This is a genomic window from Stenotrophomonas sp. SPM (genome assembly GCF_003105135.1).
Taxonomy (GTDB): domain Bacteria; phylum Pseudomonadota; class Gammaproteobacteria; order Xanthomonadales; family Xanthomonadaceae; genus Stenotrophomonas.
In genome coordinates this window covers 87,966-113,461 of the sequence record NZ_QETL01000001.1, presented here as the reverse complement: position 1 = coordinate 113,461, position 25,496 = coordinate 87,966, and the positions used below count along the sequence as shown (strand labels likewise).

General features: G+C 61.5%; 12 protein-coding genes. 2 read left to right on the top strand and 10 right to left on the bottom strand.

Translation table 11 applies throughout. The features are described 5' to 3' along the window. Positions 1–115 precede the first annotated feature (115 nt). The 5 genes from DCO49_RS00460 to DCO49_RS00440 form a co-directional block, all read right to left on the bottom strand. The gene (locus DCO49_RS00460) at positions 116–376 is read right to left on the bottom strand and encodes a hypothetical protein (RefSeq protein WP_116862292.1); all 261 of its coding nucleotides are present in this window, start codon (positions 374–376) and stop codon (positions 116–118) included. Continuing rightward, the gene (locus tag DCO49_RS00455; RefSeq protein WP_116862291.1) at positions 373–9,084 is read right to left on the bottom strand and encodes a glycoside hydrolase family 94 protein; all 8,712 of its coding nucleotides are present in this window, start codon (positions 9,082–9,084) and stop codon (positions 373–375) included. The genes DCO49_RS00460 and DCO49_RS00455 overlap by 4 nt, the downstream gene beginning before the upstream one ends. A 378-nt stretch (positions 9,085–9,462) precedes the next feature. Further along, a complete protein-coding gene (locus DCO49_RS00450) occupies positions 9,463–10,467 on the bottom strand; it encodes an NADP-dependent oxidoreductase (protein WP_116862290.1) in 1,005 nt (334 codons plus the stop codon). A 73-nt stretch (positions 10,468–10,540) separates the two neighbouring features. Then, a complete protein-coding gene (locus tag DCO49_RS00445; protein ID WP_116862462.1) occupies positions 10,541–11,329 on the bottom strand; it encodes an SDR family oxidoreductase in 789 nt (262 codons plus the stop codon). Positions 11,330–11,385: 56 nt separating this feature from the next. Further along, the gene (locus DCO49_RS00440; protein ID WP_116862289.1) at positions 11,386–12,483 is read right to left on the bottom strand and encodes an alkene reductase; all 1,098 of its coding nucleotides are present in this window, start codon (positions 12,481–12,483) and stop codon (positions 11,386–11,388) included. Between the two features lie 177 nt (positions 12,484–12,660). Between DCO49_RS00440 and DCO49_RS00435 the strand changes: the two genes are divergently transcribed. After that, complete coding sequence (locus DCO49_RS00435) at positions 12,661–13,227, top strand: TetR family transcriptional regulator (RefSeq protein WP_116862288.1); 567 nt, start codon at positions 12,661–12,663, stop codon at positions 13,225–13,227. 358 nt (positions 13,228–13,585) lie between these two features. Here DCO49_RS00435 and DCO49_RS00425 read toward each other — a convergent pair whose 3' ends face one another. The 4 genes from DCO49_RS00425 to DCO49_RS00410 all read right to left on the bottom strand — a co-directional run bounded on the left by DCO49_RS00425 (position 13,586) and on the right by DCO49_RS00410 (position 19,059). Continuing rightward, positions 13,586–13,945, bottom strand: coding sequence for a DUF3653 domain-containing protein (locus tag DCO49_RS00425; protein ID WP_116862286.1), 360 nt, complete (start codon positions 13,943–13,945; stop codon positions 13,586–13,588). A 1,624-nt stretch (positions 13,946–15,569) separates the two neighbouring features. Continuing rightward, complete coding sequence (locus tag DCO49_RS00420) at positions 15,570–16,616, bottom strand: AAA family ATPase (RefSeq protein ID WP_116862285.1); 1,047 nt, start codon at positions 16,614–16,616, stop codon at positions 15,570–15,572. Next, entirely contained in the window at positions 16,613–18,505 is a 1,893-nt protein-coding gene (locus DCO49_RS00415) for a hypothetical protein (RefSeq protein WP_133249370.1), read from the bottom strand. The genes DCO49_RS00420 and DCO49_RS00415 overlap by 4 nt, the downstream gene beginning before the upstream one ends. Positions 18,506–18,507: 2 nt before the next feature. Further along, positions 18,508–19,059 carry a hypothetical protein gene (locus tag DCO49_RS00410; protein ID WP_133249369.1) on the bottom strand — a complete coding sequence of 184 codons (552 nt, stop codon included), beginning with the start codon at positions 19,057–19,059 and terminating at the stop codon, positions 18,508–18,510. A gap of 901 nt (positions 19,060–19,960) precedes the next feature. Between DCO49_RS00410 and DCO49_RS00400 the strand changes: the two genes are divergently transcribed. After that, positions 19,961–21,046 (top strand): hypothetical protein, encoded by a 1,086-nt coding sequence (locus tag DCO49_RS00400; RefSeq protein WP_133249368.1) that lies wholly within the window; start codon positions 19,961–19,963, stop codon positions 21,044–21,046. A 1,623-nt stretch (positions 21,047–22,669) separates the two neighbouring features. On the opposite strand, the gene DCO49_RS00390 is transcribed toward DCO49_RS00400, so the two are convergent. Then, positions 22,670–25,306 carry an AAA family ATPase gene (locus tag DCO49_RS00390; protein WP_116862281.1) on the bottom strand — a complete coding sequence of 879 codons (2,637 nt, stop codon included), beginning with the start codon at positions 25,304–25,306 and terminating at the stop codon, positions 22,670–22,672. Between the last annotated feature and the right edge of the window lie 190 nt (positions 25,307–25,496).

The window sequence follows — 25,496 nt, the reverse complement described above, 5'->3', positions numbered from 1 at the left end:
AGGAGGTCAGGGCTCGCTATCAGTGATGGATGCAAAACGTCTCTGACGGATTTTCAGTGTAAGAATGAGAAGGCCACAAAGCCATCCTGCTGATCATCCAGGGTAGTAACAGTGACTACTCTCCTGACGTCCTCGGTGGCAACCTGCTGTCACGCTGGTGCCATTCAGGCAGCTGCAAAGCGTGGCGTTTGAGCATGGCCTGGACGGCCGCGTGCGCATGACCTCTCTCAGCGTGCTCGCATTGGTCCAGAATCTCCCCAGCCAGCAATTCAAACTGCGGCCAGAACTGCGCCGGATGCCGCACCTGTACCAACCAGTGCACCAGCATCTCGCCCAGCGCATCAAGCTGCACCTGGATTTCGGGGCGGACGTTCATCCCGTGGCCGCCCCTAGATCAAGCGCAACACGGTAGTGATGGCCGTCATCCCGAAGCACGACGGTAAGGTCCGGCTGCAGCATTCCATCTACATGCAGCGTAGGCTGGCCGTGCGCAGTGCGGGTCACCACGAATTCGTAGAAGCTGCGGCCGAAGCGGTAGCTCAGTTCGAATGATGGCCAGTGATCGGGGAGGCAGGGCGCGAGCGATAGGCGATTGCCCTCGCGACGTATGCCGAGCAGGGATTCGACCAACAGGCGATACATCCAGCCGGCCGAACCGGTGTACCACGTCCAGCCGCCGCGCCCGAGGTGTGGAGATACGGCGTATACGTCCGCCGCCAACACATAGGGCTCGACGCGGTAGATCTGCACCGCCTCCGGATCCAGCGCGTGATTGAGCGGGTTGATCATGCCGGCCAGCTCCCAGGCACGCACCGTGTCTCCCTGCTGTGCGAATGCCATGGCCGCCCACACGGCCGCGTGGGTGTACTGGCCGCCATTCTCGCGCACGCCGGGTACGTATCCACGAATGTAGCCGGGGTCTTCCGTGGTCTGGTCGAAGGGCGGATCGAGCAGCTGGATCAACTGGGCGTCCTTTCGCACCAGATGCGTGTAAAGCGACTCCAGCGCTTGCGTGGCACGCTCAGGTGCAGCAACGCCTGACAGCACCGACCAGCTCTGTGAAATCGAGTCGATGCGGCACTCCTGGTTCTGGGACGAGCCCAACGGGGCGCCGTTGTCGAACCAGGCGCGGCGATACCATTGCCCATCCCAGGCATGCTGTTCGAGATTCTGGCGCAGGCTTTCGGCCTGCTGTTGGCACCACTGCGCCCGGGAGGCATCGCCACGCGCGTTGGCCACCCCGATGAAGCGGTGGAGCGTGTCATGCAGGAAGAACCCGAGCCACACACTTTCACCACGCTGCTGGTCGCCGACGCGGTTCATGCCATCGTTCCAGTCACCGCTCCCCATCAACGGCAGACCGCGCTCGCCAAGCAGCCGGCAACCGCGTTCAAGCGCCAGCACGCAGTGCGCGTACAGGGTGTCGCGCTGCGTCGAAGGTGTAGGCGTGTCGTAGTAGCCTTCCTCTTCCGCGGTCACTGCACGCCCCTCGATGAAGCCGACCACGTCCTCCAGCACACTCGCGTCGCCGGTGATCTCCAGGTAACGGCACGCGCCATGGGGTAGCCACAGATAATCGTCGGAGCAGCGGGTGCGCACGCCCCGACCTTGCGGCGGATGCCACCAGTGCATCACGTCGCCTTCGGTGAACTGGTGTGCAGCGCACAGCAGCAGGTGTTCGCGGGTCAGCTCCGGGCGAGTGTGCACGAGGGCGAGCGCGTCCTGCAGTTGGTCGCGGAAGCCGAACGCTCCGCCTGACTGATAGTAGCCACTGCGCGCCAGGTAGCGGCACCCCAGTGTCTGGTAGATCAGCCAGCCATTGGCCAGTGCGTCCAACGCCGGGTCCGGCGTACGCACCTGCACCGTGGCCAGCACATTGCGCCAGTGGATGCGCACCGCGTCCAGCGCGTCGATGGCCTCCTGGGCGCCCTGGCGGCTTCGTGCCAGCGCCAGCGCTTCCTCGCGGTCGCGGCCGGCACCAAGGCGGAACGTGGTTTCACTGCGGTCGCCTGGCGGCAGCTCCAGTGGCACCTGGATCGCCGCGCAGGGATCCAGGCCTGCACCCGTCCGCCCATCCAGCCGTTCTCGCCCCAGCGCCGCCGGTGCATGCAGGCTACCGTTGCGGCCGATGAACTCCAGGCGATCACAGGTCCAGCCGCAGCCGTCGGCATCGGTGTCGAAGAAAGCCATCCGGCCGCCGAAGTCGGTGCTATAGGCATTTCGCGCCAGCAGCGCCCCGGTCTGTGGATCGCGCTCGGTGACCACGTGCATGCGCGACTTCGCGCGCAGGTCACCCATCACCCACTCGACGTAGCCGATGGCGGACAGCCGCCGTGTCCTGCCCGACAGGTTTTGCAAGCGCATGACCGAGAACTTCAATGGCGCGGCGACGTCGACAAACACCCACAGCTCACTGGCGATGCCGTCCTCGACATGCTCGTAGACCGTGTAGCCGAATCCATGGCGCGTACGGTATGCCCCGGTGCCCCTGCGCGGCAGCGGCATTGGCGACCAGACATGACCGGTTTCCTCATCGCGCAGGTAAAACGCCTCGCCGCCCGTGTCCGAGACCGGGTCATTGAGACAGGGCGTCAAGCGGAATTCGTGCGCATTCTCGAACCACGTGTAGCCCGGCGCACTTTCGCTGACGACCGTGCCCAGGCGGGCGTTGGCGATCACGTTGGCCCATGGCGCCGGCGTCGGCGCGCCTTCGCGCACCACCACGACGTACTCGCGGCCGTCCTCGCTGAAACTGCCGGTGCCGTTGTCGAACTGGCCGGCGCCACGGCAGGGAAGGAACGGCCACGGATCATCCATCTCCTCGTCGTGCTCGGCGCCCGGGGGCAAGCCGGCGTCGGGGCCCGCGTCAGTGACGATGGGGAGCCCCGGCGCCGCGTCCGGCAACACGGCCAGCTCCTGCTGTACCGCCTGCGGCACCAGGGGCGGGATCCGTCGCTGAGGCAGCGATTGGCGGCCGACCTGCGCAGCGAGGGTGCCGTCTTCGTCGCTGATCACCGCCCGTGCCACCGCCTGCAACAGGACTCGGTCCTCGTGAGTCATGTTCTGCACCGGCCGTACGAAGATGCCGCCGGGGCGGTCCAGCAGGCCCGTTTCCGAACTGGCGGCCACCATCCCCAGAATCTGGTCCTGCAGTTCCTGCCGATAGCCGGCCTTGCTGTCGTTCCAGATGACCAGATCGGTATTGAGCCCCTTCTGGCGCCAATAGGCGTGCGCCTGCACCAGCTGCCTGACCAGTTCCACGTTGTCCGCATCGGTGACCTTGAGCAGCACGATGGGCAGGTCACCCGAGATGGCATGGCTCCATAGCCCGGATTGTCCGCGCTGGTTCTGCAGCAGAACCCCGGCACCCGCGCGCAGCAGTGGCCCGGCGTACAGCACGTGGGCGGCCAAGCGCTCGTACAGCGCCGCCTCGGCCTGGCTGGCGTTGATCTGCCGGCGCACCACTTGGCTGTGTGTCCATGCCAGGTCAAAGACGCGGTCGGCCAGGCGGCGGTCACGGTATTTGTCTACCAGCACCTCGCAACCGGGGCGGTCGGCGCCAACGCCATACACCATGTCGAGCTGCACCGTCTGCTCTGGCTCAAGCACCACGCGGACGCGGATGGCCACGATTGGATCGAGCACTGAGCCGTCGGTGCCGGACAGATCGGTGTCGGTGGTCAACGCCTGCGGTGCCCGTGGCGTATTGCCACGGCCCAGGAAGCGCGCACGGTCGGTTTCGTAGGAAATCGAGACGACTGCTGCGTCATGCACCGCTACCAGATGGAACATCCATGGCGGCACCTCGTCGTGCGAACGAGGACGGCGGGTGCATAACACGGCCTGCTTGGCCGCCAGGATCTCGCTCTGCACGAAGAGATTGCTGAAGGCCGGATGCGCATCGTCGGCCGCAGCGGGTGCCAGTACCACTTCGGCATAGGTGGTGACCTCCACGGTGCGCGGGCGACGGCTGCGATTTGTCAGGCGCAGGCGCCTGAGCTCGATGTCGTCCTCGGCGGAGATGGCAACCTGCAGGTGGCTCTCGCAGCCGCGGCGCGTACCACGGAATTCCGCCTTGGCGTCCGAGAAGATCGCCTCGTAATGGTCTACCGCCACGCAGGTGGGTTGGTACGCGGCGGACCAGAACTCGCCGCTGTCCACATCACGCAGATAGCAGAACGACCCCCAGGCGTCGGTGGTGCCATCCTCACGCCAGCGGGTGAGCGACAGGTCGCCATGGCGGCTGTAGCCACCGCCGGCGTGGGTCAGCATGCCGTGATAGCGGCCGTTGGACAGCAGCTGTACTTCCGGGCGGGGGCCGCCCGGATCCTGCAGCACACGCAGCGACGTCTCGTCCTCGGCCATGGCCGAGTGCTCGCCCAGCGCCTCCACCTCGTGCGGGTGGAATACGCCGATGCGCGGGATGCGCTCCTGCAGCAACAGCAGGGTGGCCTGGAACTCGACGTCGGCAAGGAACCGGCGCTGCATTGGCTGATCGCGCAGCAGGTAGTCCAGCGACAGCAGACCCATGCCCTGGTGGTGGGCCATGAACGAACGCAACAGTACGTGATCCTGCCCGGGCGGCACTCGCGCGGGCGTGTAGTCGATGGCCTCGTACATGCCAAAGCGTCCGGTAAAGCCCAATGCCTCCAGCTCCTGCAGGTTCTGGCAGGCTGCTTCCGGCGCCACCATCAGTGCCATCATGCTCGCATAGGGTGCGATGACCCGATCCTGGCCGAGGCCACGCTTGAGCCCCAGTCCCGGCACACCAAACGCCCGGTACTGGTAGTTCAGGCGGGCATCGACGGCGTTGTAGCCGGACTCGGACACCCCCCATGGCAGGTTCAGGGTACGACCGTAGACGATCTGCGCCTCGACCGCCTGCCGCGTGGTCTGGTCCAGCAGCGTGTCCGGATAGCTGGGCATCACCAGCTGGGGCATGAGGTACTCGAACATCGAGCCACTCCATGACAACAGCGTCGGCGTACCGTTGACCTCGGTGAGCATCCGCCCAAGCGCGAACCAGCTTTCCTGCGCCAGCTGGCCCTGGGCGATGGCGACGAAGGCGCACAGCCGCGCTTCGGAGGCCAGCAGGTCGTAGAAGCTGTTGTCGAGGCGATGGTCGTCGACGTTGTAGCCGATCGAGAGCAGGTTGCGGGTGCGGTAGAACAGGAACCCGTATTCCATCAGCGAGAACTGCCCGGCGCGGTGCGCCAGGCCCTGCAGCTCCTCAATGCGCGCGCGCGCGTCCGCACCCGCTGTACCGGGCAGGGCGGCCAGCTGGCGGAGGCTTGGCACCGGGGACTCATCGTCCATCGTGGCATCGGCAGGGAGTTCAGCGAGTGCCGCCTGGGCGGCGTGGCATTCGGCAGCGAACAGGCCCGGCCAATGCAGTTCGCCTTCCCGGGGCGACGGCGGTGCGGGCCACTGCGCCAGCAATAGGTCGGCCAGGCCCGCCAACTCCTGCAAGCGGGCACGAGTCTCCGCCGTTCCGGCAGGGCGATCGATACACGCAGACGCCAGACGCTGGCGAAGGTGGTTGAGCCCCTCGACCAGTGGTGCATCGTTGGGGCGATAACGCTGCCGTTCCTCTTCCAGTACACCGAGGGTATCGGCCAGGCCGTCGAACGTGTGCGGCGCCAGTACCGGCGCATCCACCAGTGCGAGCAGGCCCTGGCGCAGCGTCAGCAGATGGCCGGCCAGGTTGCCGCTGTCCACGGTGGAGACATAGCGCGGCGGCAGCGGCGCAAGGGTTCCGGTGTCGTACCAGTTGAGGAAGTGACCGCGATGGCGCGGCAGCTTGTCCAGCGTATCGAAGGTGAGGGCCGTACGTTCAGCAACCGCGCCCATCTGCAGGTAGCCGAAATCCCACGCCGACAGATTGGCCAGAAGGGACAGGCCGATGTTGGTTGGCGAGGTGCGGCGCGCCACCACCAGCGACGGGTGCTCCTGGATGTTGTCCGGTGGCAACCAATGATCCTGCTCACGCACCCAGGCCTGGAAGAAAGACCAGGTGCGCCGCGCCAGCCGGCCCAGAAACGCCCGCTGCGTAACGGACAGCTCCGCCACGATGGCCGCAGGGGGACGGCCCAACCAAGCCATCAACGCCGGCGCAAAGGTCCATGCCAACAGCAAGGGCAGGGCGGGCGGCAATGCCTGCGGGCGTACGCTGGCCACTGCGGCCAACAGAGCCAGTGACAGCAGTGAAGCCGGCGCCATCACCCTCCATTCCGCACCGCGGTCACTACCGAGATGGCGCTCGACTTCGCTGGAGGGGTTCCACTGCAGCAGGTGACGGCGCGTGACGGCCATGCGCCAGAGCGTGCGCATCACCGCATCACTGGCCAGCAACGCTTCGAAGGGCAGACATGCGACCTGGGTCGACGCGCGCAGCAACGACTGCAGCGTACCGCGCCCGACCTTGATGTAATGCGCCTCCAGTGGTGTGTCGTCCGGAACGCTCAGTGCATCGCGCAGCATTCCTACCACCGGCGGGGCGAACCACAGGGCCAGCACCCACGCCGTCCAGGCAGCAGGGTTTCCGGCATACAACCAGCCCAGCACCAGCAAGGCCAGGGCAGCGATCGGCACCAGGCTGCGGCGCAGGTTGTCCAGCAACTTGCCGCGGGACAGCAGGCTGAGCCGGTTGCGCTCCCGGCCCGGGCCCGGGCGCGGTGTCCACGGCATCAACCAGGGCAACAGCTGCCAGTCACCGCGGATCCAGCGCGCCCGGCGCTTGGCGTCGGCAGCGTAACGTTCGGGGTAGTCCTCGTACAGGCGCACGTCACTCACCAGACCTGCGCGCGCATAGCAGCCTTCAAGCAAGTCGTGGCTGAGGATGCGGTTCTCGGGCAGGCGGCCCTCGAGCGCTTGTTCGAAGGCGTCGACGTCATAGATGCCCTTGCCCACGAACGAGCCTTCGTCGAACAGGTCCTGGTAGACGTCGGAGACCATGCGCGTGTATGGATCGATGCCAGGCTCGCTGCCGAACATCCGGGCAAAACGCGAGGTTCGGCGCCGGCCCAGGCTGGTGCCGACGCTGGGCTGCAGGATGCCGTACCCTTCCACCACGCGTTGCAGCGTCGGGTCGAAGCGCGGGCGGTTGAGTGGGTGCGCCAAGGTGGCGACAAACGCGCGTGCCGCATCGCGCGGAAGTTGCGTGTCCGAATCCAACGTGATGACGTAACGGACACCGATCAACGCAGCCGCATCGCCGACGATGCGCATGAACGCGGCGGCATCGCCCTGCCGGAGCAGGGCATTGAGCGCTGCCAGCTTGCCGCGCTTGCGCTCGTATCCCATCCACACACCTTCACCAGGATTCCATTGCCTGGGGCGGTGCAGCAGGTAGAAGCGATCACCGCGCTCAGGCGCGTAGCGGCTGTTCAGCGCTTCGATCCGCGCCACGGCGTGCGCAAGCAGGGCGTCGTCCATCGCCACCGTGGCTGCCGCTGCGTCGAGAAAGTCCGTCAGCAGTACGAAGCGCAGCTGCGGATCTCGGTTGGCCAGGAAGCGGACCTCCAGCGCTTCGACCAGCACGTCGATTCCGTCCATGCTGGACAGCATCGAGGGGACCGCGACCACGGTGGCGCAGGCGGCAGGAATGCCCTCGCTGAAATCCAGCTTGGGCAGCGGCCTGGGTGCAACCAGCACCGTCGCGGCCCAGTTCACCAGCACGATGCCCAGTTCACTGAACACCAGCAGCGCGAGCAGCGCGGCCAGCCAGATGTGCACAGAACCAGCGCCGGTTGCCAGCAGGGCAGCGGTGGCCAGAACTGCCAGCACGGCGATCGGCAGCAGGTACAGCGCAAGCGGCACGCGGTGTGCCAGTTGCCGCGCCCTGCGGTGGCGCGGTGCTGCCTCCGCTACCGCTTCAACGGTGGCGCTGCGGCCTTCGCCAACCAGCCAGTAGCCCACGTGCGTCCGCGGCCCATCAGGCGGCGTAGCCGCCCGTGCCAGGTCCAGTGCGATGCGGGCAACGCGCTCCTCTGCCATTCTGCTACCGCGGGCGATCTTCTCCACCACGTGGCGATAGCTGTCGCGGGTGGCGAAATCCATCTGCGCGTACACGGCCATCGGGTCTTCCCGCAGGCGCTGCTCCACCACACTCATCTCTTCAACAAACGTGCGCCAATCCATGGTGGACAGAAAGCGCAGGCTGCCGATGCTGTTGCCGATGGATACCTGATCGGCCGCCTGCTGCTGCCCCTCGGCGGCGACCAGCTCGTCCACGCGCTGCCCGGCCGCTGCAGCCCACTGTTCCAACCATGCGACAGGCATGGCCCACGCACCGCCGCGCCCCTGCAGCGAGCGCGTCAGCTCGGCGATGAATGCGCCGGTCAACGGCGGCGCGGACCGTGCCAGGTCGGCAACCACGAGGACCACTTCGGTGGGGGTCTCGGAGGCAGCTTGATTCAGGTTGTCAGCCCATGTCGAAGCCAGGCGGCGGTCGGTTCCGTCGCGCATCACCCGCGCTGCCATGCGCCGCAGATTTTCCAGCAGAGCCAGGCGCAGCATGATGGGAACTGCCCACAGTTCGCCCAAGCTCAGTGGCGCGAGAGACTGGTATGAGGCAATGAACCGGCCCAGCGTGTCTGCGTCAATGCGCCCATCACCATGCGCAATGGCCTGCATCGACAGTTCATATACCCGCGGCAATCCAGCCGAGGGGCCGGAGGCAAGTGAAGGCAGCTGCCGGCTGTAGCCGCGCGGCAGATGCCGGCGCGCGGTCTGGATCTGTTCCTCGATCAGGTAGTAGTTGTCGAGCAGCCATTCCCCCGCCGGGGTCACCGGCCGCTGTTCGCGCACCACGCTGCTGAGTAGCGTGTTGGCGTCTACCAGCACGCGCTCATTGGCTTGCAGGCGACCGAGCAAGCGCTCCGGGCCGGGGTGCATCCGTACGCGATGCTGGCGTGCAAGCGCCCGGCCGTACACTTCCATCTGTTCAACGCTGTACAGCGCGGCGCGCAGTGGGCCCTCGGCGGGCTCGACGGCCGGCGCCGAGGCCTGGTGCTCACGCCATCGCCAACGCAAGCGACGACGCAGGCGCAGCCAGCTGCCAAATAGACGACGAAGGTGGGGCATGGGCTACCAGGGGAGGGGCGCGTCCTGCATAGTTGCATCGGATGTGCATCGCTGGCTGTGAAGGCCAGTCGCGTGCTGGAATCACCTGTGCTGTTCACGGTTACGAGCCTGCTCTCCTTTAAATGCGCGCAGATATCAGACGGGCCAGGAAGCTGATTAACTTCTCTAAATCAGTTGATATCCCAGGAAGGACGGATGGGGGCAGCCGGCCTACTTGAGGTGGGAGCCACCAGGCCTCGACACAGTGACGATTCGCTTGGGCGGCTAGACCCAAGTGTCCGCTTCTGGCCGCAAGCGGACATCGGGCGGAGACGGCGATGAGGAATACTTATCCAGGTCGCTTCAAAAATGGTCGACAGTACCCCGTCAAGACATTGGCTACTGCGGCATCTCCACCACCACTTTGCCCTTGGTCCGCCCGCTCTCCACATGGGCCAGCGCACCCCGGGTATCCTGGAAAGTGAAAATCCGGTCGATGACCGGGCGGATGGCACCGGACTCCACCAGCGAGGTGATCTCGCTGAGCTGACTCCCGTTGGCACGCATGAACAGGAACGTGTACGTTACGCGCTGCCGTTTGGCGCTGCTGCGGATGCCACGGCTGAGCAGGCGCAGCACCTGCTTCAGCGGCCAAGCAAGCCCGCGCGCCACGGCAAACGCGGGTGTGGGTGGTCCGGAGATGGAGATCAGATGTCCGCCCGGCTTGAGGATCTGCAGCGATCGGGTCAGCTCATGCTTGCCCAGGCTGTTGAGCACTACATCGTAGTCACGCAGTTCAGTCGCGAAATCCTGCTGTCTGTAATCGATGACGACATCAGCGCCCAATGCTTTTACCCACTCGACATTGGCCGTACTGGTGGTGGTGGCAACGAAGGCACCCAGATGTTTGGCCAGCTGGATCGCTACGGTACCGACGCCGCCGGAGCCGGCTTGGATGAAAGCCTTCTGACCCGGTTTGAGCTGGGCCGTTTCGACCAACGCCTGCCATGCGGTGAGCGCTACCAGTGGCAGTGAGGCCGCCTCCACCATGTTGAGGTTGCTGGGCTTGAGGGCAACTGAGGCGGCTTTGACCGCGATGAACTCGGCGAACGTCCCGACGCGTTCATCATCGGGACGCGCATACACCTCATCGCCCGGTTTGAAGTGGTGCACCCCTGCACCCACACTAACCACCGTGCCGGCCATGTCATTGCCAAGGATCTGCGGCAGGCGATAGGGCAGGATCAGTTTGAACTCGCCGGTGCGGATCTTGGTGTCCAGCGCATTGACGCTGGCCGCAGATACGCGGATGAGAACATCGTCATCCCGCAGCGAAGGCTCTGGGGCCTCGCCGATGCGGCCGGTTTCCTTTTTGCCGTAGCGGTCGATGAGGAAGGCTTTCATGCGCGGTGTGTCTCTGATGAGGGATGCCGTCGGGCTGCAGGGCAGGGATTGCGGGGACCTGTGAGCCCAAGACTCACTGGGCGGGGCGATAGCGTTCCGCCGCCTGCGCCTGCCGGATGTCCGAGAGCAGGCCTTGGCGCGAGGCGTCCAGCGTGTCCCAGCGTGAGGCCACATGCAGTGGTGGAATGGTGACGGACTCGCGGCGATCGAAACCGACCAGGGCGGCATCGACCAGCTCGCCGACATCCATCACTTCCGGCAACGTGTTGATATCGATACCGGCACGCTCCCAGATCTCGGTGCGCGTGGCGGCAGGCAACACGGCCTGCACGTAGACGCCCTTTGGCGTCAGCTCCAGGCTCAGCCCCTGCGAGAGGAACAGTACGAAGGCTTTGGACGCACCGTACACGGACATGCCGAGCTCCGGCGCCAGCCCAACCACCGATCCAATGTTGATGATCGCGCCTTCGCCAGCGTTTGCCAGGCGCGGTGCAATAGCGGCAGCCAGGCGGGTCAGGGCGAGGGTGTTCAGCGTGACCAACTGTTCGATGCTGTCGGCCGATTGCTCGGTGAAGCTGCCGGATTGGGCGATGCCAGCGTTGTTGACCAGGATGCCGACGCGGGCATCGTCGCGCAGTCTGGCTTCAACGGTAGCCAGGTCGCTGCGCTGGGTCAGGTCGGCCGGAAGTACGTCGACGGCAACGCCGGTGTCGTGGCGCAGGCGCTCGGCCAGTGCGTCCAGCCGCCCCCTGTCGCGCGCGACCAGTACCAGATCGTGGCCGCGGCGAGCAAAACGTTCGGCATAAACGGTACCGATGCCGCTGGAAGCGCCGGTGATGAGGACAGTAGGCAGGCTCATGATGTGTCTCTTGAAATGTGATGGGCGAACGGGGACGCGGCCCGGCGCTGGCCGCACGGTTACTGCGGGAGAGTTCCAGTCAGGGCGGGGTAGTCGGTGTAGCCTTCCGCGCCACCGCCATACAGCGTGGCCGGGTTCAAGGCGTTCAAAGGCGCGCCGGTCTTCAATCGTTCGACCAGATCCGGATTGCTGATGAAGGCACGGCCGAACGCGAACAGGTCGGCCTTGCCAGCGGCGAGATGCGCGTCGGCCAGTTCCAGGTCATAGCCGTTGTTGGCCAGGTAGGTGCCGCTGAAACGGTGGCGCAAGCCGTCGAAATCGAACGGGGCGACGTCGCGCGGGCCCCCGGTCGCGCCTTCGACCACATGCAGGTAGACGATGCCAAGCGCGCTGAGCTGATCGACGATGTAATCATACTGCGGCTGCGGGTCGCTGATGGTTGCGATGGCGTTGGCCGGAGAGACCGGCGAGATGCGCACACCGGTACGATCGGCACCGATCTCAGCAGCCACCGATGCAGCCACCTCCAGCAGCAGGCGCGCACGGTTTTCTATAGAACCGCCGTAGGCGTCGGTGCGCTGGTTGGCGCCGTCCTTGATGAATTGTTCGAGCAGGTAGCCGTTTGCACCGTGGATCTCGACACCGTCGAACCCGGCGGCAATCGCATTGGCGGCAGCCTGGCGGAAATCGTTGACGATTTCGGGTAGCTCCTCAATCTCCAGGGCGCGCGGTTCGGACACATCAACAAAGCCGTTGTGGACGAAGGTCTTTGTCTGCGCGCGGATCGCCGATGCGGACACGGGCGCGGCGTTGCCCGGCTGCAGGTCCACATGCGAGATGCGGCCCACGTGCCACAGCTGCACGAAGATGCGTCCGCCGCGTGCATGCACGGCTTCAGTGACCGTGCGCCAGCCATCGATCTGATCCTGCGTATAAAGGCCTGGGGTGTCTTGGTAGCCTTGGGCCTGCGCCGAAATCTGGGTGGCCTCGGTGATGATCAGGCCGGCCGAGGCGCGCTGTGCGTAGTAGGTGGCGGCCAGCGGACTGGGCACCAGGCCGGCAGCGGCACGGTTGCGCGTTAGTGGCGCCATCACGATACGGTTGGCCAAGGTAAGCGGGCCAAGGGGATAAGGCTGGAAGAGGGGCGAAGTCATCATGGTGGATGCAGGGTCGATCGTTGTGGGGTGACAAGGACGGGCCGGCAGTGTCGCCGCCTGCATGGCGGTACAATGATGATGACCGTAATCTTAGATGTCAATGGTTTGATGATGACAATCATCTATCCGTGATAAACTCTGCTTACAGCAAGGCAGAGCATCAAGAGACAACCCGTCATGAAGGTCACCAAGGCGCAGGCCCAGGCTAACCGGGCACACATCGTCGACACCGCATCCACGCTCTTCAGGGAGCGCGGCTACGACGGCGTGGGCGTGGCGGACCTGATGGCGGCTGCCGGGTTCACGCACGGCGGCTTCTATAAGAATTTCGCCTCAAAGGCCGACTTGATGATCGAGGCCGCGAGTCACAGCTTTTCCAAATCGGCCGAAACTGTTGCCGAAATGGATTACCGGACCTTCGTGGCCAGCTATCTATCGCGCGAGCATCGGGATGCGCCGGGTCGAGGCTGTACGATGGCAGCCCTATGCAGCGATGCCGCTCGCCAGCCAGAATCTCTCAAGGAAGTGTTTGCCGCAGGTATTGAAGCCCGACTAGCAATGGACGTGGACTCAAAGGATCAAGCGGATGCCACGACCGTGTCGCGTCGGCGAGCCCAGCGCATTGCGCTCATCGCACAGGCAGTGGGGGCAGTGGTGCTGTCGCGATCATGCCCGGATGAGTCCTCACTTGCGGACGAGATCCTCAGCGTGTGTCGGGAAGAAATCCTGTCAAATCTGGAGTGACCATGCGAGGCGGCCTTGACCTCGCTGCCACCGTGCGTGGGTGTCCCGACGGTGGATTAGCCTGACGGCGACCAGCCGCTGTTCCGGGACACCGCGTTCGGACATGCGCTTCGCTGCCCGTTCCGACATGCGGTAGCGTTCCCACCGTCAGGGTCTTCCAACGCCGTCTGCCGAGCTGGTGCGATTGCCCGCTTACGGCAGCGCAGAGCCAAAGCGCCTTGGCGCTGCTTGCATGGGTGGCACGGCGATGCGACGTCTAAGCAACGGCTGGGAACAGCTGCGTAACGCCAAAGGCGAATGGCTGCGCTGCCGATATCAGCGATCCGGGTGCAGGGGCAGGGCCCCTACGGTCAACGCCTTACCCGCGCGCACGGGGCTTCGGCCCCGGCTTTGTTCCTACTGCCATGGGTGGCTCGGCGTCAGGACCAGCCATCACTCTGGACAACCTTAGCTGGGGTCGGGCCATCAGTGTGGCCACATCGACTGCCTTCAAATCGCTTGCGCTGCACTGGTTTCGTTCCGGTGATCCAGCAGGCTTGCCGCGGAGCTGCTCCATCATCCGCCGCCATTCCTGCGCTTGGCAGACGGTGAGCGAAAGCCGGGCCAGATCCTCGGGCAGCAGCTCGCGGCCTTCGGGCGTAATCAGCCGTTTGCCCAGGAAAGTAAAACCGGTCCAAGGGCCGGTTAGTTCAGTGCGGTTGTACGGGTCAAATTCCATCACGCTGCCAGTTCGTCCTTGTCGGGGGAACGATCCCGGATGTTTGTCGTTGAATAGGCCTCAGCGCATAACATGTTGATTTACAAGGAGTGGTCGGTCAACTCCAGGTCCACTTCTGCATTGGGCGTTGCAGACAATGCCGATGTAAGAATGATCATTTCGGAAAATACTGGTGCACTAGAGTTCATCGCAGAAAGTATTGACTCGCCGAAAATCATTGCAGAATAAATTGAAGTGCAACTGAGCATTGCAGAAAATTCTAGCTCCCCAGTGTCACCCCTAGGCACCCTTCATCTGGGAAAATTTCTGGAGATGCATCCTGGCGGACGTGATGGGCCCTCACTTTGCGCTCGGATCCGGGATCCAGAGAAGCTTCACATCACTGCGGTGAATCCTGCTTCGTGTCACTGCGATAGGGCGCAGGGGAGGGGGCGGCCTGTTGCAGGCGGAGTACTCGACCTCGCTGAGAACCTTAAATGCGGCCCGCGCATATGCCCTGAATAGTATGCGGCTAAAGGCTCGGTAGTAAGCCGCCAAACGAGAACTGTCTCCGGAATGCATGGAGATAGCGCCAGCTATCTCCCGCAAGGTGGCTTGAGCGGATCGAGAAAGCACCCTTCCGTCGAAGAACAGCCTTCCCTGAACGGCATACGCGACCAGGAGGATGACGGAGACCCTAGAGAATGGGCGCGGCGATTCATCAGCTGCTGGCATTCCTAGCAGACGCCTCTCACGTTCAGAGAAGTCACCCGGGGGAAATTTCGATGCTATCGAGAAGGTGACTGCTTCTAGGGCAGCCTCCATTTCCTGTGGCAACTCCAGGAAGAACTCCGCTGTGTCCGCAATGGCCGGCGCCAAGTTCGCCAGAGCGTCTGACGATAAGCACTGCTCAAGGGTAGGCGGGTGCTTTACCTTCGAAGAGCGAAAGAGCACTCCTGATGGCCCGTGCGTCTCCGCGTTCCAGGAAGCCCCCCGTGGAATGAACAATCTAGAGCTCGCTTCAATCAATCGCGGATCATCCTCACAGCCAAAAACGTCCCGACGCGACCGGCTTGCGTTAGCCCAGGCAAGGTATCGCCGCACTTGAGATTGTCGTGCTCCAGATCGCCCGTCAGGATCGGACAAGAGTAGGGACGAGTGAACATGGTCGCGCCCACAGGTACAAACGAAGGGCGCAGCTTCAGATTGAAACGATCTCCAGAGGGGGGCGCTACAAGAAGGGCATTGAGCCACGGTGCGAATCCGGTGCCAAGGACACTGGTTGACCCAAGGCAACTGGAACATCATTGAGTGATAGCTGCTCTTGAGGCATTCCAAGCAGGCTGTTAGATAGGGCCTCCACTGCGCAGCCTCACCACTGAGCGCGTGCCACTTTCTTGGGTTCCAAAAATAGGCCAATGTCTCAGCGGCAGGCGCGCTTTTCACAATCGCAGCTTGGGCACTCTGTGAGTGGCAAAGCTGTCGACACCAATCATCCGAATACTTTGGCCTAACACCGAGCAAACCAAAGCTGTCACGGCAGTCTACGCAATTTAGTCGAAGTGTCTGAGCTAAGAAGCCCAAGGGTGAGATGCCTGACAGCTGGTCCGGTGAATGGTGAAGTATCGCGCTGAACGAATGTCCGTCAGACATCCTCATCCTCCTGCACGCCCTCAGGATCAGCCGCATTTCCCCGATCGGGGGTGAATTTCAGCTCTGCACACGCGCTGTCGTACTCAACAAGGTCCGAGTACCCGATTGCCAGTCTGATGTCATCGTCTGTCATTTCGGTGAAGCCAGGCTTGGTGATGATCTGCCTAGCGATGTACCGGGCCATCACGCTCACTGCCTGCAGCGGCCATTCATCAAACTCTCCCCGCCCTGCCGCCACTCGCTGCTGCACGCCGCAATCCCACAGCTTATCGCTGAATTCTGCAATCCTGAACGGCCCATCGTAGAGGTGAGGCGCCAGACTTCTGGGCAACGTTTCGCCAGCGCCCGGCCTCATTTCTGCGTCATCTTCAAACTGCTGGAGGAAGTCCTTGAGATCCGATCTCGATCGAATTCCATGGAACTGATGAAACTGTGTAAAGAAGCGCCCCCTGATCTGCGGAGGAGCATAAAGCTTATTGATCTCCTCTTGCTTGTTGGAGGTGTGCCTATCCTGGAACAAGAAAACTACGAAGATCGACTTCCCACGCTTTTCCAGTTCGTTATCAAGTGTTGCGAAGTGCTGCAATGCAGCTGTTTCAAGCAGATGCGCATCATCGACAACCAAAAGCAGCCGATCCGTGTCGGCGTTTTTCAACATCATCTCGATGGCGTTGATGACGCGATCAAGCCTGTTCTGTGCCGATTGCCGCGCAATCGGTCGTTGCCCCAGATCAGTTATTATCCAGTTCATAAACATAGATTCCGCATATCCGAATGAGCGCGCAATGGCGCAAACGGCCACGTAGGTGTATGCGCACCAATCCAGGCTTTTGCAGATATACCAAGAAAGGAAAGTCTTACCAAAGCGGGATTGCGAGTGAAATCCGATGCCGCGGTATCCCTTCTCAATTGCCACGACAATCCTATTGAGGGCATCTTCCATCGACGAGGTCTCGATAATTGGCTCGCCCTTTCTTGTGAAAACCGTCTGAAACGCCCCAAGTGCTCGGGTGGATCTTTTTTTTCGCCCGGCGGTCATTTCGCATGCTTCCTTCTGCCGATCCTCACCCTCCCAGCAAGCGGAATGTCGAGTTCCGACAAGATGGAGGGATGCGGTGCGCTCTGACTGGGCCTACTGGCGACAGTTTTCGGGATCACCCCCGAAGTCTCGGCGGCGTCAAGGCTCTTCTTATGTTGGAGCTGACTAGAAGCTGCCTCTTTGCTTTCACAGAAGCGCGCCCGTAACAAGGTCTTGTATGCAAGGACTGCGTCCTCGACACCCAATAGGTCGATATCACCTCGAACGGCCCTCTTGTGGATTAGCTTGCGCAAGGCCAGGCTATGGGCTGTTCTCCCCCAAGGACGCAGTGCCCGAAGCACCACGAAGAGATTTCCCTCCTTGGTGTACAGGTGCATTGTTCGGCCATCAGCGATGTCCACCTCAGCAGAGTAGTCAGTACCAACTAGATCCCATCTATTCTTCAACGCGATCGACCGATATCGTGCGTGTGCGAACTGGACATAGGGCTGCCGGCGATGTTTTTTACTTCCCTTGATCCGGGCACTAATGATCATCTTCGACATCGCAACTGCTCGCTCCTCAGCGTTGCGAGTCGCGAAGAGCCAGCCCCCAGATGCTGCGTAGCTCCGGAGAACGTCGTAAGGGTCGCGCCCTTGGTGGGATCCGTGGCTTTCGATGTTTGACTTGGCGATAACCACATCCATGAGATCTTCAAGTGCATCTCGCTGAAGTGGATAGTTGTCCGGATTGCCTCCATTGACATGCGTCTTCTGTGACTCCTCACCCTGGGGTCTAAATCCGCCAGGCAACCTGCGAATGGCCGTTTCTTCCCTCCGCCTGTTCCATGCCTCAAGAAGCCCTCGGGTTTCAGGGACCCCGCTTGCTCCGAAATGGATGACACCTCTTAACTCAGTCACCATGCGCTTGCGATTGATCTCCAGCCTGTGTGCCATGGCGTTGTCTAGACTTGTGATAGCCCCGGTAGCAACGAACCCAAGTACAGGCCAAGTCCCGATCCCGCTTCCCGCGAAATACTTCATGCTCGGGCTGACGAGCTCTCGAGGCTCCCAATGCCGAAGGCTGTTGGCGCAGGCTGTATTGAAGTCGGTGCCGTTGTAGTTCGATGCAAACGACAGTGACCAGCTGCAGCAGATCCGAAGCAATGCAAAGTACCCGACGATGAGCCAGACGCACCCGATCTTCTGGAGGAACGGGTTGCCATCGCCATCTTGGCCCTCTACGGAGAAAGGAGCGTCTAGCTTGTGGCCATCGTATTGAACCCAGTCGCCTTGCTGGAGGGCGAACACCTCCTGCAACTGACCAGCGGTAACAGCATCCTCCACCTCGAAGCCTTCGTCGACGAATGGTCCCCCGCGGCGCGAATCCTTGATAAATTCAACAATGCTGCGTCGTGCATAAGTCGGATCGTTCGCGGGATAACGATCGTGCGGAACCCTATCGCGAATAAGCGCCCTGACTTTTTCGAAGAAGTTGTCGAAGGCACTGCTAGGAAAATTCCTCTTCGGCAGCTGCCCTGAGTAACCCGTGAGCCGCTCTTCAAGCTCGGGAAGCAGCTTCAGCAGCTTCAGCAGTTTCTTGAATGCCCCTGGGCCAGCCAATTGGGGAAAATCGTCGGGAGATGCCGCGATGTGATTTCGGACCTTGTGTGGCAGGCAAGCGCGCCACCCCCAAGGATTTCCATCAGGCGCCAACATCTGTGCGTTTCTGATCGTTGATCCCAACGTCCCTGGATTCACGCCGTGGCGCGCTGCCGCGTCTGCGATGGAAACGCCTGCGGCGACGGCTTGAAGGGCTGCACAGCGGGCCATGTAGCTGCGATAGGCTTCCGGCGCAAGTTGGGATGGGGCAATTCGATCCCATGATGAGATCTGCTTCAGAGTTAGCATGCTCATGAGCCTGCAACCTCCAAGCGCACCTGCGTTCCTGCAGTAAGCCGTTCGCTAAACTTGATGCTCAGAACGCCCTGATGGATGAGCAGGCAGGTCGCACACCGGATGTCTCGCCAGTCGAACGTACCGCTCAGGCTAGACTCAATGCCGTGGAAGGAGCTCAGCGGATGGGCATTCATGTGGAGCAGCACAGCCTCAACAAACACATCCTCAGCATTTAGGTCGGCTGCTGATTGGACATAGGGAAGGAGTTCAAGCCGCGTCGCATTCGCGACCCGTGCGGTGACCAATGACTGCGGCTTCCGTATGGTTAAGACGATTCCAGCAGCCCGAGCTGCTTCCATCAACTTTGCGCACAGCGCCTCTTCGGTCCGGAGCGCATTGACGGTGGGCTTGGTCTGCCGTCGGAACGCGATGAAGCTCTCCGCGCCATCCCTCCTGACCAGCCAGAAGCAAAGTTCGATCTGACAACCGTCGATAGTGAGAGTGCGAGGTCGCTCCACGTAGCTTATGACCGACAGGTCAAACTCTAGCTCCAGGGCCAGGGCCAATCGGCACGGCTCGATAACAGTGACGGTTCGGCCACCGTTCTTCGGGGAGATGAAATGGTACGCGTCTAGCCTGATCTGCTCCCGATGCGTGAGGTCTCTGGCTGAATAGGGGGCGCGATAGTGCGCCTTCGCGCTGTCCGAGATTGCGCTAGCCATGATGCCCCCGATCTAGCCGGCAGCCAGGTCCTGCGAGCTCACGTGCATCCTCTTGAAATGTTTCCGATTTGGTAGACATTTTGCTACTCCAATCAGCTCTTTCCCGCACCCGAACTTTCAGAAAGAAAGGGGTGGACGAATAGGCGAAATGGGAGTAGTTTCGGAGGTGGGATTGAACCCCTAGAGCTACTCCACGCCCGGTTGCCGCCGGGCGTTTTCATTTCTGGCTTCTGCCGCTACATCTGCTCTTGGGGCGCCCGTAGTAGGCCGGCGCAATCACCTGATTTGACCGTGGTCGCGGCGGGCCATGGGTCACAGACAAGGGTTCAATTGGTGTTAGATGGGTAGTGCCTGGTCTGGGGCCAAGAACTGAGAGGCCAACCAGTGGGCCACATCTCGGGACAATGCGAACTTCCCGCGACGCCTCTCCAGGCTGAATACGCGAACTGGAACCGTTCCGCGGGCCTGCGCCTGTCGCAGGCCGTCCAAGGACATGTATCCCAAGGCGCGCCAGAGTTCGTCCTGACCAAGTAACGGGCCATAGCGATACAACAAGTCTCGGGCCAGAATCTCTTCAAGATCCTCTTTAGAGAACGACCGGCTAGCTGCTGGCGCGCCACTCACAACCCACCTCAACCTAGGTTCGTCAAGACAACAGTAGCTCAGGCTTGGTAGGAGGGGTTAGAGTAGAGGTGCAAGCCAACTTTACTCTAGTGCAACTGGGCCACTCATTGGAGACGCCCTGATGTCTGATGAGGGCTACGACACATACGACCTCAAGCGAAGGGCCACGCTTCTTGCCCGCGCTGAAGGCGATGATTCCGTCAAGTTCTTGGACCGACAAATCGCGGTTCTGCGGACAGGAGCGTGGTTTGAAGCACTTCGGCTGAAGGCCCGGAACAACGGGAACAGCTCGTCAGCATACGCAGTGGGGAAACACTGGGATCCCACTGCCTACATCCCTGGCAAGGCTGGCTATACGAGGAACATGTGGGCCAAGCGAGCTGCTGGTACTCATGTGCCATCGCGCCGTACATGCACCCAGATTGATGAGATAGCACCCGGCACAAGAGATTGGATTGAAGCTCCTTGCTGGAGGCTGCTCAACTGCAATCGAGCGTTGCATGCTGATGCCCTTGCGCTAAGAGAACTGCCGCCACCCATCTTCGACGCGATTTTTGGGTCGGAGCCTAGCGATCGCAAGCTCCTTAGGACTAAGGACTTGCAGGACATCTGCTTGGATGAGCTGGCTGCCTGCGTCAACGGCATTCAGGCACTCTGTGCAGCAGTCTGGGTGCTGCGTGACGCTCGCGAGAATGGCGACCAGTGCACGTGTCTGGAGGTGGGCGCTCACCTCCACAGAATCCTACTCATGACGGTGTCGTTTGGCGTTCCGTTTCTACTGAGATCCTCGCTCATCACCTTCTTTCATAGGCACATATTCCCTCTTGCTGGCTCATGTGATGTGGTCATCAACCCATCATTGATGGAATTGCAGGTCTCGGCGGATGATTTCTTGGTGCATCTGACACGCCTGGAAGACGAAGGGGTCGTTGGAGATCACCAGCCAGGGGATACCTCACAGTGGCGGATGATGTTGGACGGATCGCTGGGCGATGATCTGTGCCATGGACTCTCGCCCGGGTACGAGCTGAGAGCAGGCTCTACATCGGCTGACGCGGCAGAGTTCGTTTTCAGCCGCACAGCGCTGAAGGCATGGGGCAAGGAGACCCTTGATGGCGGTAGTCGCCAACCTGTTGTCCCCATATCAGTGAGGCGCCAGATTCAAAGCTCTGACCTCATTGATGCGATGACGCCTGCAGTCTCATAGCCCTACGGCGCTACGACAACCTACGTCAACATTGCGCTGCCGATTTTAGTCAGGGTAACCACAACCACTGCGCGCGCTCAGGGACGGGCTTGGATCGCGCGGGGGCTGAAGGGTAGGCATGTCCTGGTTGGAAATTTCATCGATCGAGGGGTTTAGCATTCCTCGACTTGTCTCCAGCAATGGCCAAGAAGTTAGTGCAAGTAGCATCAGGCCGAAACCAATTCCTATTCCCGTCACGATCCCGCCTGAGTCGGATCCGATGATGCGTCCCAACACGGCAAGCACCACGGAGGCCAACGCTAGTTTCCCAATGTACTTCCACCTGAGGCGAACCCCCTCCAAATCCATGGCTGATGCGTGTACTTTCTCACGGCCGCGCTCTCTGAGAAGACGACGTCTCTCCAATGGAAGTAGGTCGACGCAGTCAAAGGGTCCTTGCCATTCAGGATCCACATCTCGATAGAGATCTTTCGCCACTGAAGAAGCCTCCGGCCAGTTCGCGGGCCAACGAGAGGGCAGAGCAACGCCGTACTCTCTTAGCAGCCGTTCGCCAAGCTCACCCAGTAGAATGGGCTGGACCCATCGACGGTCTAGGACAGCCCATAGTTCGATGCGTCCTACGACGTGGACTCTGAAAAGTTCTATGCGCTCGGGACCAGGATACGCGTAGAGCGTCAGATGGGCTGGCACGTGCGTGTTTCCGCAGTCTCGCAGGAATTGAACACGATTCTTGCCCTCATGTGCCCAGTAGATGCCTAAAGCAGGCAAGCCCACATAGCTAGCCGCCTCCTCTTGCATTAGGTCACTGCGATTTGGATGGCTAAGCCACTCTCGCAGGCGATCGACGTCGTCGCGCCTAACGCTTTCTGTAGTCCAGCGCCAACTATTGCCCAAGAGCCGGCTTAGTGGCACCAATGCGGCCGCACTGGATTGGACTCGAGTTGCCTCATGCATCACGAACGGAACAACCGCACGAATCAAGGTTTCGCCGCAGATCGAGCCGGTGAGGTCAATGATCTGCAGGGGTACGGGCCCGCCTGGAGCGTCGTGCCGGCGGGCAAGATCAAGCCGCACTTGCCAGCTAACTACCGCAGCGGCGGCGGCGCGAAGGCCCTCACTGGCTGGCTCTGGCGCAAGAGGAAGGAGCGCCAGTGTCTGGCCCATTGCACAGTGAAGCGGGTCTCCGGAAGAAGGGCCTCGGCTAGGCTTGCTACTTGACATATTCGCTCATGGAATGAGGCATGGGATGAGGCTAATGGCTAAGCCCACGCGACACCATCAGGAAGAATCTGACAACACGAGGCAAGCAGGGAGTTAGAGTAAGCGTCAATTTGGCTCGAGCCGCTGGTGCTTGCGGCGATTACCTACCCATTGCTTCGCTCCTGAGACGCTCTCTTCGCGCCACCCGCGTCAAATCACGCGGACCTACTACTCGGATCGGACTGGGCAGAGGACAAGACACAGGCAAGACTGGAGAGACCGCGCATTAGTGGGTGAATCGAACGCTTACCGATGCGAGGTGAGCCTTCACTCCACGCCGAGTTGTGTGGCGGTTATGCCAACCATGCGAACAAGTGCAAAAGTATGATCGGAGGCAAGGCCGCCCCCGATCAATCACCCACCTTAACCAGCGAGGAGCGCCTGCCTGGTGATCTTTTTGCTGCTTAATTTATTCATTCGCTCACGTATCGCCGCAGCCCATGCCGCCAGCTGATCAAGATCGGCCTGCAGCTCATTCGGATTAGGGACGGGAAGCCGGCCCACAGCTGACGCCGCGTCGTGTTCAAACTTCGACGCTTTGCTCATTCCCGCTTCAATCTTTGCGTAGTCCTCGTCAGTCACTGTTACGTTCTTGAGCGCCTGCGTGTGTACGCCCTCACCGAACCGGACAACTGCGCCATTCAGTAGAACCTCTTCGATGCATCGCTCCCAAGCCAATCGAAGTTGGTGGTAGAAGCGAGAGGTCAATGCACGGTGCCCGTCTTCGTCTCCGTTCTTGAGAGTCCTCTCAACGGCCACTAGAAGCTCCCGAAGACGGCCTACGCGAGCATTTGTGCCGAGCACATCAAATGGCAGATCTTGCGAGGATGAGCCGTAGCCATCCTTGGTGCGCCTAATGTAGGTCTTGCTTAGAGCCGCACCGGCCTCTTTTGCCTTCTGCTCCAAGATCAGCAGGAAGTAGATGTCGTGGGTGAAGATCACCACTTGCCGAGTCAGCGACTCATGGGCCAACCGATGTGCCACCTCCCAGCGCCGACGATGATCCAATGACGACACTGGATCATCCAAGACCACCGCGCCACTCGATTTTCCAAGCTGAACCTCGGCCAAGAATGAAGCCAAAGCTATTGCGCGCTGCTCGCCTTCGCTCAGAATCGTGGACGGCGTTCCGCCACCCGGCAGCTGAAGAGCTAGCTTGAACTGAGTTTTACCGCCCGGTGACTCGGGCTTCATGACTACCTGCAGGGTCTGGACATTGAGACGCTCAAGCTCCCGGTTAAGTGCAGTGGCCAGCTCTTCGCTGGCTACCGTTCGGGAAAGCTCGGTAGACTTCCGAGAGATTGATCCAGCGGCCATGCTGTCGGCACAGCGCTGCAACTTCTCCCCGAGTGCATGCCTCGTCAACGCATCAAGGACTGCGGCCTTCACATCGACCAGTCGACGCACTGCATCGAGCTCGGCACGCTCACTCGTCATCGCGAGCTTCAGTGCCTCATCTGCAGTCGCTTCCAGTGCGGCTGCCTCTGCGTGGAGTGCCTCTACCTGAGCCGCAAGGTCGTGCGTAACGTCTGCCGGCAGTACTGGAACGTCCTCCCACGCAGTCCTTCCGGCGGCAGCGCTCATAACGGCAGATCGCCTGGCGGTGAGGGTCGCCTCAAGCTGAGTGCAAGCCTCGCCGATTCCCGCACTGGCAGCAGTCAACTCTTCGGCGAGCGGCTGGGTGTAGTGCAGATCAAGGTTGGCCTCCTGGAACTGCCTGTAGAGCACAGTAGCCGCGGCACGAGCATTGACCGCTGCCTTCTCCGCTGCGGCTTGAATGAAGCTGTCAAAACGCAGAAGTCGAGCTGATCCCTCCTGTCCTAGCTTGTTCTGGCAGAGCGGGCAAGCGTCCTCTGGGCGAAGGTTCGCCATATCAAGCGTCGCATCACCGTCCCGGACGAATGCTCGCGCTGCCTCGAAGAGAGCTTTCCACTGGTCATTTCCGGTACCAGGAAGCTGGTCCGGCACTGCGACGAACTGAGTCGCAGCCAGCTCAGCAGCAGCTTTGGCGGCATTGGATCGGGCCACCGCTTGTTCAAGTGCCACAACCTTCTCTGCACTTAGCTCCGCCATGATCGCGCGGATGCGCCGATGCAGCACATCAAATCGACCCGCCCGTTGACGGAGAGTGGTAGCCGTCTGCCTCGGGTCCGCTTCCGCCAAGGTTCTACTAAGCAATGCTAGCCGCTCAATCGCGGCTGCGTCGAAGTGGGCTAGATCTTCTACGTCCTTGGCCGTCGTGGTTCTTGGAATCCCGCGCAAGGCCTGAGCAACACGCGTTGCTCCAATGGACAGCGCGGCGTAGGCAGCGTCGCTTGGAGCATAGGCCGCCTTCTCCTGTAGTGCTCGCGACTTAAGTTGACCGCATGCCCCTACAAGTCCTTCCAAGATGTCCAGCCCGTAAGGGGCATAGGCAAAGTCACCTTGATTGTCAATGTACGCGCGAGCGCAATAAGAATCGAAGATCGACACATCGGCAAGTTCAGGGGGCGGCGCAATACCATCCTGCCATACCAATTCGGCGCCCTGACCGTCGATGGTGACATTGAACATTGCGGTAGCGGGGCCACTCTGGCCAGCAGGAACGTTCGCATTAGGTAGAATCGCCTCGCGACGGTCACGTGCTCGGCAGGCCTTCTTGAACACCCGAGAGAATCCAGATTTACCCGCGCCGTTCTCACCATAGATGACCGTAATACCCGTCTCCGAGATGGGCAGCTCTGCGCCCGGCTTAAGTGCATTGACGTTGTTCACGCTATGCAGGCCAGTGAGCACGATGCTGCGGGCAATGTTCGCTGGCGGAGCTAGGACTGCGTCATCGAGAACGTTGGGCACGCGCCCCTGCGGGTCAGGGATGCCGACTTCAGCTTTGGCTAGCGCATACAGATCATCCAGATCCGCAGCGCTTAGCGTGCGGTTGGCGTAGAGCCGTGCGATTGCATCCTGTTGCCAAGCAGGTAGTTGCTTGGACCAGGCATGGATTTGCTGCAAAATCGTCATTGGCGTCCCCCTGATTGAGCCAGTTGGCCGACCAAGGGTGGCAAAGTCGATTCATGGCCACCCCTTGGCCGTATTGAGTCCTTTTGAGAGCAGCGACGCGTGCGTGTGACAGGTACCCGAGGGCCCCCAAGGCCACGTTTTCACAACTGCGTCACACTTTCAAGAGGGGAAGGGCAGGGGAGTCCGCACC